Genomic DNA, 7,282 nt, shown 5'->3' with positions numbered 1-7,282 from the left:
CTGGCCAGAATTGCATTCGCCTTGATGAAGACTCAAGGCGAATACATGAGCAAAGGGGGCAAAAAGCATTGCCCACAACCATAGAATCTCCCACAGGGATTGCGGCAGCTATCAGGTTTTGCGTTAAACGGACAGGCCAATGCCGGTGTACAGGTACAGCGTGGGCCCAAAGCCGGCGCGGTACCTGTGGGAGCGGGCGTGCCCGCGAAGCAGGCTGCGCGTTGTATGGCACCGGCTGCGCCGGTGTTCGCGGGCTTGCCCGCTCCCACAGGGATTGCGGCAGCTATCAGATTTTGCGTTAAACGGTCAGGCCAATGCCGGTGTACAGGTACAGCGTGGGCCCAAAGCCGGTGCAGTATCTGTGGGAGCGGGCGTGCCCGCGAAGCAGGCTGCGCGGTGTATGGCACCGGCTGCGCCGGTGTTCGCGGGCTTGCCCGCTCCCACAGGAATTGCGGCAGCTATCAGGTTTTGCGTTAAACGGTCAGATGCTACGCGGCCGGGTGACGCGGTCTACCAGGTAGACCAGCCCGTGGTAGTCGATGCCGCTATGGCTGGACAGGCCGATCTCGCAGGTGCGGCTGGTGGAAATGCCTTCGCTGCAATACTGCACCGCATCCTTCAGGCTGCGCAGCGAGTGGGCGTTGAGCTCGGGGGTGGTGAAGCCTTTGTCACCGGCAAAGCCGCAGCAGTGTATGCCCTCCGGGATCACCACCTGTTTGCTGCAACGCCGTGCCAGGTCGATCAGCGCCTGGCTTTCGCCCAGGTGCTGGGTGCTGCAGGTCACATGCACAGCCACTGGTTCGTCCTGGGGGGTGAACTCCAGGCGCTCGAGCAGGTGGGTGCGGATGAAGCGCACCGGGTCGTACAGGTCCAGCCGGGTGTCGTTCAGGTCCTGCACCAGGCGCAGGGTGCAGGGGCTGGTGTCGCAGTAGATCGGGTCGAGGCCGCCGCGGCTTGCGTGCAGCAGGGCGGCAATCAGTTCCTGGCGTTTGTGTTCGGCCTGCTCGGGGTAGCCCTTGGAGGCGAACGGCTGGCCGCAGCACAGGCTGTCGGCGTTGTCGGGGAACACCACCTGGTAACCGGCCTTTTCCAGCAGGGCGCGGGTCTTGTCCAGCAGCGAACTCTGCTCGCGGTCGGCATAGGCCGGGCCCATCACCCGCGAGACGCAGGCGGCCAGGTACACCACGCGAGGGCGGGCATCGTTGCTGGCCGGGCCGAAGTCCAGTGGGCGCAGGGGTTGTGGCATCGCCGGGGTCCACTGTGGCAGGCGGCCTTTGCTGGCTTTGTTCAGCGAGGCGCTCAGGCGGCCCAGGCGTGGGGCGCCGAGCAGCTTGCGTGCGGTGTTGGCGGCGGTCAGGGTCAGGCGCGCGCCGCCCAGGGCAGTGTGGAAGTGTTCGGCCAGCCAGCCGGCGGTTTTTTCGTGCTCGGCGGCCTGGCTACGCAGTTTCTTCACCAGTTCGCCGGTGTTGATGCCGACCGGGCAGCGCTGGGCGCACAGGCCGGTGGCGGCACAGGTGTCGATACCCTGGTACTGGTAGGTCTGGCGCAGTTCGCGGGTGTCGATGCCGGCGCGCTGTTTGGCCTGGATGTCACGCCACATGACGATGCGTTGGCGCGGGCTGAGGGTCAGGCCTTTGGACGGGCACACCGGTTCGCAGAAGCCGCACTCGATGCACTTGTCGACGATCTCGTCGGCAGCGGGCAGCGGCTTGAGGTTCTTCAGGTGGATATCCGGGTCTTCGCTCAGCACCACGTCGGGGTTGAGGATGCCGTTGGGGTCGAGCAGGCGCTTCAGCTTCCACATCAGTTGGTAGGCGTCATGGCCCCATTCCAGCTCCACGAACGGTGCCATGTTGCGCCCGGTGCCGTGCTCGGCCTTGAGCGAGCCGCCGAACTCCACCGCCACCAGTTGCGCCACATCGTCCATGAAGGCCTGGTAGCGGGCGACTTCCTCGGCACTGTTGAAGCCTTGGGTGAAGACGAAGTGCAGGTTGCCTTCCAGGGCATGGCCGAAAATGATCGCTTCGTCGTAGCGGTGCTTGTCGAACAGCTGGATCAGGCGGTTGACGCCTTCGGCCAGTCGCTCGATGGGGAAGGTGACGTCTTCGATGATGACGGTGGTGCCGGTCTGGCGCACGGCGCCGACGGCGGGGAAGGTGTCCTTGCGGATTTTCCACAGCTGGTTGTACACGGCCGGGTCTTCGCTGAAGTCCACCTGCTGTTCCAGCGGGAAGTCGGCGATCGAGGCCATCACCTGTTGCAGCTGTTCATGCAGCAGGCTCTGGCTGGCGGCGCGGGACTCGATCAGAAGGGCGCAGGCATTGTCCGACAGGCCTTTTACCCACAGCGGCATGCCGGGCATGTTCTGCACCGAGCGCAGGCTGCGGCGGTCGAGCAGCTCCACGGCCGAGACCGGCTGGCGCTTGAGTACGGTCACCGCGCGGCAGCAGCTTTCCACGCTGGGGAACACCAGCAGCGCGCTGGCCTTGTGCGGGTGGTCGGGCACGGTGTCGTAGGTGACGGCACTGATGAAGCCCAGGGTGCCTTCGGAACCGACCAGCAGGTGCTGCAGGATATCCAGCGGTTGGTCGTAGTCCACCAGTGCGTTCAGCGACAGGCCGGTGGTGTTCTTCAGCCGGTATTTGTGCCGGATGCGCTCGGCGAGTGCAGTGTTGGCGCGGGTCTCGCGGCCCAGGCGGGCCAGTGCTTCCAGCAGGTCGGCGTGGCTGGCCTCGAACGCGGCGACGCTGGCCGGGTCTTCGCTGTCCAGGCGCGTGCCGTCGGCCAGCACCAGGCGCAGGCCGGCCAGGGTGTGGTAGGTATTCTGCGCGGTGCCGCAGCACATGCCGCTGGCGTTGTTGGCGACGATGCCGCCGATCTTGCAGGCGTTGATCGAGGCCGGGTCGGGGCCGATCTTGCGCCCGAAGGGGGCCAGCCAGGCATTGGCCTGGGCGCCGATGACGCCGGGCTGCAGGCGGATCTGCTCGCCTTGGCCGCGGATTTCACGGCCGTTCCAGTTATCGCCCAGCACGATCAGCACCGAGTCGCTGATGGCCTGGCCGGACAGGCTGGTGCCGGCGGCGCGGAAGGTGACCGGCACCCGCTCGCGCTGGGCCAGTTTGATCAGGCCGACCACTTCGTCTTCGGACTCGACGCGCACCACCAGCTTGGGGATCAGTCGGTAAAAGCTGGCGTCGGTGCCGAAGGCCAGGGTGGAGGTGGGGTCGTCGAAGCGGCGTTCGGCGGGGATCAGGCGCTCGGCATCACGCAGGAACGCGGCGGGCAGGCTCATGCAGTCTCCTCGCGGGGCCGTGGCGTCTGTGCGCCACATGCCCCGGGTCAATCAGGCGGTCGTTCTTGCGGGCGTTCAGGCGCCCAGTTCGCGTACCAGCGAGTCGCGGGTGATTTCGCTGATCGACTTGGCGCCGGTCAGCACCATCGCTACGCGCATTTCCTTCTCGAACAGCTCCAGCAGGTTCTTTACCCCGGCCTGGCCGTGCACGGCAAGGGCGTAGAGGAAGGCGCGGCCGATCAGTACGGTATCGGCGCCCAGGGCGATCATGCGCACCACGTCGAGGCCGCTGCGGATGCCGGAGTCGGCGAGGATCTTAAGGTCACCTTTGACCGCATCGGCAATTGCCGGCAGGGCGCGGGCGCTGGACAGCACGCCGTCGAGCTGGCGGCCGCCGTGGTTGGACACGACGATGCCGTCGGCACCGAACCTGACCGCATCGCGGGCGTCATCGGCATCGAGGATGCCCTTGATGATCATCGGGCCGTCCCAGAACTCGCGGATCCACTCCAGGTCTTTCCAGGAGATCGAAGGGTCGAAGTTGTTGGCCAGCCAGCCGATGTAGTCGGCAAGGCCGGTGGGGTTGCCACGGTAGGTGGAAATGTTGCCCAGGTCGTGCGGGCGCCCCATCACGCCGACATCCCATGCCCACTCGGGGTGGGTCATGGCTTGCAGCACACGGCGCAGCGGGCCGTTCTTGCCGCTCATGCCAGAGTGGGCGTCGCGGTAGCGGGCGCCGGGTGTCGGCATGTCGACGGTGAACACCAGGGTCTTTACCCCGGCGGCCTTGGCCCGCTCCAGGGCGTTGCGCATGAAGCCGCGGTCCTTGAGCACGTACAGCTGGAACCACATCGGCCGGTCGATGGCGGGGGCCACTTCTTCGATCGGGCACACCGACACCGTGGACATGGTGAACGGAATACCGTGGGCAGCCGCTGCGCGCGCCGCCTGCACTTCACCACGGCGGGCGTACATGCCGGTGAGGCCGACCGGGGCCAGGGCCACCGGCATGCTCAGGGTTTCGTCGAACAGTCTGGTCTGAAGGCTGAGCTCGGACATGTTCTTCAGCACGCGCTGACGCAGGGCAATGCTGGCCAGGTCCGATACGTTGTGGCGCAGGGTGTGCTCGGCGTAGGCGCCGCCGTCGGCATAGTGAAACAGGAAGGGAGGCAGCTTGCGTTGGGCCGCGGCGCGATAGTCGGTAGAGGCGGAAATGATCATGGATTCTCGCAGCGTTGCGTGTGGGGATTGCCGGGCGCGCGATGGCGCCCGGCCCCTTTCACTTTAGTGATGAACCAGCATGCCGGTCAGCCAGTAGGCCTGGATCAGGGTGATCAGGCCGACGATGGTGGCGAAGAACAGGCTGTGCTTGACGGTGAAGCGGAACAGGTCGGACTCCTTGCCAACCAGGCCGGTGGCGGCGCAGGCCACGGCGATCGACTGCGGCGAGATCATCTTGCCGGTCACGCCGCCGCTGGTGTTGGCCGCTACCAGCAGAGTGTCGTTGACCCCGATCTGGTGCGCGGTGGTGGCCTGCAGCGAGCTGAACAGGGCGTTGGACGAGGTGTCGGAACCGGTCAGGAACACACCCAGCCAGCCGAGGAACGGCGAGAAGAACGGGAACGCGGCACCGGTACCGGCCAGCACCAGGGCCATGGTCGAGGACATGCCCGAGTAGTTGGTGACGAAGGCGAAGGCCAGCACCATGCCGATCGACAGGATTGGCCAGCGCAGCTCCCAGAAAGTTTCCTTGAAAGTGGTCAGACCAGTTTTGAAGTTGATCTTCAGCACTGCCATGGAGATCAGCGCCGAGAGGAAGATCGCGGTGCCGGTGGCAGAGATCGGGTCGAGCTTGAACACCGCTGGCATGGCGGTTGGCGCGGCGACGATCGGGGCGGTCTTGATCACCAGTTGGTCGAGGTGCGGGATGGCGAAGTTGAACACGAAGTTGTACATCGCGCCGCCCGGGGCGAAGGCCGCCTTGAACGGTTTCAGGGTCCAGATGGTGACCAGCACGGTGAGGATCAGGAACGGCGACCAGGCTTTGAAGATCTCGCCAAAGCTGTAGGGGCTTGGCTGGCTGCCGCTTGGCTGAACCACGGCGGCGCCGACGCTGCCTTTGGCTTCGGCGAACGAACGCTTGGGCTGCCAGACTTTCAGGAACAGGGTCAGGGCGATCAGGCTGGCAAGGGCCGAGGTGATGTCCGGCAGCTCCGGGCCGATGAAGTTCGAGGTGAAGTACTGGGTGACGGCGAAGCTCAGGCCGGCGACCAGGGCAGCAGGCCAGGTTTCCTTCACGCCACGCAGGCCGTCCATCATGAATACCAGCCAGAACGGCACGAACAGCGACAGCAGCGGCAGCTGGCGACCGGTCATGGCGCCGATGTGGAAGGCGTCGATGCCGGTGACCTGGCCGGCCACGATGATCGGGATGCCTAGGGCGCCGAAGGCCACTGGCGCGGTGTTGGCGATCAGGCACAGGCCGGCGGCGTACAGCGGGTTGAAGCCCAGGCCCACCAGCAGCGCGGCAGTGATTGCCACCGGTGCGCCAAAGCCTGCCGCACCTTCCAGGAAGGCACCGAAGCAGAAGCCGATCAGCAGCACTTGCAGGCGCTGGTCATCGGTAATCGACAGCACCGAGCTGCGGATCACTTCGAATTGGCCGCTCTTGACCGTGAGTTTGTACAGGAACACCGCGGCAACGATGATCCAGGCAATCGGCCAGAGGCCGTAGAGGAAGCCATAACCCGCAGCGGCGAATGCCATGTCGACAGGCATCTGGAAGGCGAAGATCGCCACCAGGATCGACAATGCGAGGGTGATGCTGCCGGCCACGTGGCCTTTGAGGCGGAATACGGCGAGGGCTAGGAAGAAGAAGACGATGGGAATGACCGCCGCCAGTGCGGACAGGCCAAGACTACCAAGCGGACTATAGATTTGTTGCCAGGTTTGCATATGGGGTGGCCCCTAATTGTTGTTGGTCAGGCACTGGCATTGGATAATTGGTAAGACCAATTTACAATGGCTGGGCGCTAGGTTAAAAGCGTCTTCGTGGGTGTGTCAATTTGTCCCGTGCAAAACTTTGGTCGCGTGCCGATGAGCGGGCGCCTGGTGGGCAGGGAAAATCGTCGCCTGGTGGGTGTTTGCACGATCTGGATCGGCGAGAATAGGCGCCCCCTGAAATCTGCCGGGGGTTTGTGGAGAGCATGTGATGGTTTTTGATCAGGTCCGCCAACGGCGCCTGTCCGACGACATTGTCGATCGGTTGGAAGGGATGATTCTGGAAGGCACGCTGACCTCGGGGCAGCGGCTGCCGGCCGAGCGCGTCCTTGCCGAGCAGTTCGGCGTGTCCCGCCCGTCACTGCGTGAGGCGATCCAGAAGCTGGTGGCCAAGGGGCTGCTGGTCAGTCGCCAGGGTGGGGGCAATTTTGTCGCCGAGTCCCTGGGGTCCACTTTCAGCGACCCGTTGCTGCAGCTGCTCGAGCACAGTGCCGAGGCGCAGCGTGACCTGCTCGAATTCCGCCATACCCTGGAGGCTTCCTGCGCCTACTACGCGGCCCAGCGCGCGACCCAGCCGGACCGGGCGCGGCTGAAGGCGGCGTTCGATGCGCTGCAGGACTGCTATGCCAGGGCCGACGAAGTGACCCGGGCGGAGGAAGGTGCGGCCGATGCGCGCTTCCACCTGGCGATTGCCGAGGCCAGCCATAATGCCGTGCTGCTGCACACCATTCGGGGCTTGTTCGACCTGCTCAAGCGCAACGTGGTGACCAACATCGGCGGCATGTACCAGCAACGGACCGAGACCCGGGACATGCTGATCAGCCAGCACCGGGAACTGTACCTGGCGATAGTCGAGGGCAGGGCGGAGGATGCGCGGGAAGTGTCCAGCCGGCACATTCTGTATGTGCAGGAGGTGCTGGAAGAGGCGCACGAAGAAGCGCAGCGAGTGGCGCGTGCGGAGCGGCGCAGCGGGCGTTGAGATCGGTGTTG

General features: G+C 65.1%; 4 protein-coding genes. 1 reads left to right on the top strand and 3 read right to left on the bottom strand.

Annotation, left to right across the window (positions count from 1 at the left end):
- Positions 1-481: 481 nt before the first annotated feature.
- The 3 genes from CAG22_RS24650 to CAG22_RS24640 all read right to left on the bottom strand — a co-directional run bounded on the left by CAG22_RS24650 (position 482) and on the right by CAG22_RS24640 (position 6,247).
- The gene (locus tag CAG22_RS24650; RefSeq protein ID WP_085706353.1) at positions 482-3,292 is read right to left on the bottom strand and encodes an FAD-binding and (Fe-S)-binding domain-containing protein; all 2,811 of its coding nucleotides are present in this window, start codon (positions 3,290-3,292) and stop codon (positions 482-484) included.
- Positions 3,293-3,367: 75 nt separating this feature from the next.
- Positions 3,368-4,513, bottom strand: coding sequence for an FMN-dependent L-lactate dehydrogenase LldD (lldD, locus tag CAG22_RS24645; RefSeq protein ID WP_025340713.1), 1,146 nt, complete (start codon positions 4,511-4,513; stop codon positions 3,368-3,370).
- Between the two features lie 63 nt (positions 4,514-4,576).
- Complete coding sequence (locus CAG22_RS24640) at positions 4,577-6,247, bottom strand: lactate permease LctP family transporter (protein WP_015271872.1); 1,671 nt, start codon at positions 6,245-6,247, stop codon at positions 4,577-4,579.
- A 256-nt stretch (positions 6,248-6,503) separates the two neighbouring features.
- On the opposite strand from CAG22_RS24640, the gene CAG22_RS24635 reads away from it, so the two are divergent.
- Positions 6,504-7,271, top strand: a complete 768-nt coding sequence (locus CAG22_RS24635; RefSeq protein WP_013974301.1) for an FCD domain-containing protein — start codon at positions 6,504-6,506, stop codon at positions 7,269-7,271.
- Positions 7,272-7,282: the final 11 nt, after the last annotated feature.

This window comes from Pseudomonas sp. B8(2017) (genome assembly GCF_002113575.1).
GTDB classification, from domain to species: Bacteria; Pseudomonadota; Gammaproteobacteria; order Pseudomonadales; family Pseudomonadaceae; genus Aquipseudomonas; species Aquipseudomonas putida_Z.
Note: the sequence above shows the minus strand (reverse complement) of the source record. Positions and strands in the feature narration are given on the sequence as shown.